The sequence below is a fragment of the Xylophilus ampelinus genome (assembly GCF_003217575.1).
In the GTDB taxonomy this organism is placed as follows: Bacteria; Pseudomonadota; Gammaproteobacteria; order Burkholderiales; family Burkholderiaceae_C; genus Xylophilus; species Xylophilus ampelinus.
Genome location: NZ_QJTC01000058.1, coordinates 1 through 1,622 on the forward strand (window position 1 = coordinate 1; position 1,622 = coordinate 1,622).

Below are 1,622 nucleotides of genomic sequence, written 5' to 3' on the forward strand. Positions count from 1 at the left end.
CTTCCCGTCGAATCGCCGAAGTAAATCTGACCCACCCGGGTCTTCTTCATTGCGCTGCTCGGACGCGTAGGGCGTAGCCCGAAGCGGCCGAGCAGCGCGGCGCCGGTCATGCCGCCGACGTCACCCTCCTTGCCGCCTGGCCGGCCTTGCGCTTGTCCTTCAACCGGAAGCTCTCGCCAGCAATCTGCACGATGTGTGCGTGGTGCAGCAACCGGTCGAGCATCGCCGCCGTCAGCGTCTGGTCGTCGGCGAAGGCACCTGCCCACTGCGTAAACGGCAGGTTGCTCGTGAGGACCATCGAGCCGCGCTCGTAGCGCTTGGCCACGACGTTGAAGAACAGGTTTGCCTCGTCCCGCCCGAAGGGCAGGTATCCAATCTCGTCGAGCGCCGGCAGCTTTGGTCCGAGCACTGCCCGGTTGAAGTATTCTTTCAACCGGTTCTGCGCCTTCGCCGCAGCCAACTGCATCATCAGGTCGGCCGCCGTGATGAACCGGGCCTTGTGCCCGGCCATGACGGCGCGTTGGCACAGTGCCAGCGCGATGTGCGTCTTGCCTACACCGCTGGGTCCGAGCATGACGACGTTCTCGGCGCGCTCGACGAAGGCGAGGTGACCGAGTTCGACGATCTGCGCCTTCGGTGCGCCGCCGGCTTGTGCCCAATCGAACTGCTCGAGCGTCTTGATGGTTGGCATCGTTGCAAGCCGCATCAGCACAGCGCGTTTGCGCTCCTCACGCGCGACCTGTTCGCTCGCGAGCACCTTCTCGAGGAAGTCGGCGAAGCTGGCACCATCGCGCGCAGCGTCCTGTGCGAGCGCCGGCCAGTCGCTTCCCAGCCGGGCGAACTTCAGTTGCTCGCACAGCTCGGCAATGCGGTCGTGCTGCAGGCTCATCACACCACCTCCAGCAAGGCGTCGTACACAGCCAGCGGATGCTGCAGGCTCTCCACCGGCAGGACCACGCGCTGTCGGATCGGCGCTGGCGCCTCGAGGGCGGGTGCGGCCAACATGACCGCGCGCTCCTCAGCCAGGCGCACCGCCGGCACGGCCAACTCGCGCAACTCGGCGTTCCAGCGGTGCTGTCCTTCGCCGTAGGCATCACGCTCGATGACGACGGCCTTGGTGTTGTCGAACAGAACGTGTTCGGGCACGCCACCGAAGTAGTCGAACGCCTCGCGCAGCCCGGCGCACAGGGTGGCGACGTCCTCGCCCGCGCAAGCCACGAACTTCACGTAGCTCGCCGGCTGTAGCCCAGGGTGGCGACCAACGCGAGCAATGGATCTAGGCCCCGTCGAACGTAGGTGAAGTCGGCCTGCATCTGTTGGCCTGGCGGCGTCTCGAACCGCTCCAGCGGCTCGGGCTCGTTCTTCTTCAGCGGTGCCAGCCAGGCCTTGAGCTGGCTGATGCCGCCCGCATAACCGCGCTCCCGGATCTCGCGCAACAGCACGGTGGCCGGAATCCATCGGGGTCTGGCTTGCCCGATGCGCTCATGCAGGTAGCGCTTGTAGTCGTCGAGCTTGCACACCCGCGGGGCCCGCGGTCCGTACCTCTGTGCGGCCTGGTCTCGCAGATACCTGCGCACCGTATTGCGCGAGCAATCCAACTGCCTCGCGATCGCTCTGACACT

Annotated in this window: 1 protein-coding gene and 1 pseudogene; both read right to left on the minus strand. The window is 66.2% G+C overall.

Translation table 11 applies throughout. From position 1 onward, the window contains the following. Window positions 1-106: 106 nt before the first annotated feature. Window positions 107-889, minus strand: coding sequence for an IS21-like element helper ATPase IstB (gene istB / locus DFQ15_RS16805; RefSeq protein WP_110467047.1), 783 nt, complete (start codon window positions 887-889; stop codon window positions 107-109). Continuing rightward, window positions 889-1,622: pseudogene (gene istA / locus DFQ15_RS16810) on the minus strand (IS21 family transposase); the annotation flags it as partial. The gene istB and the pseudogene istA, both read right to left, overlap by 1 nt.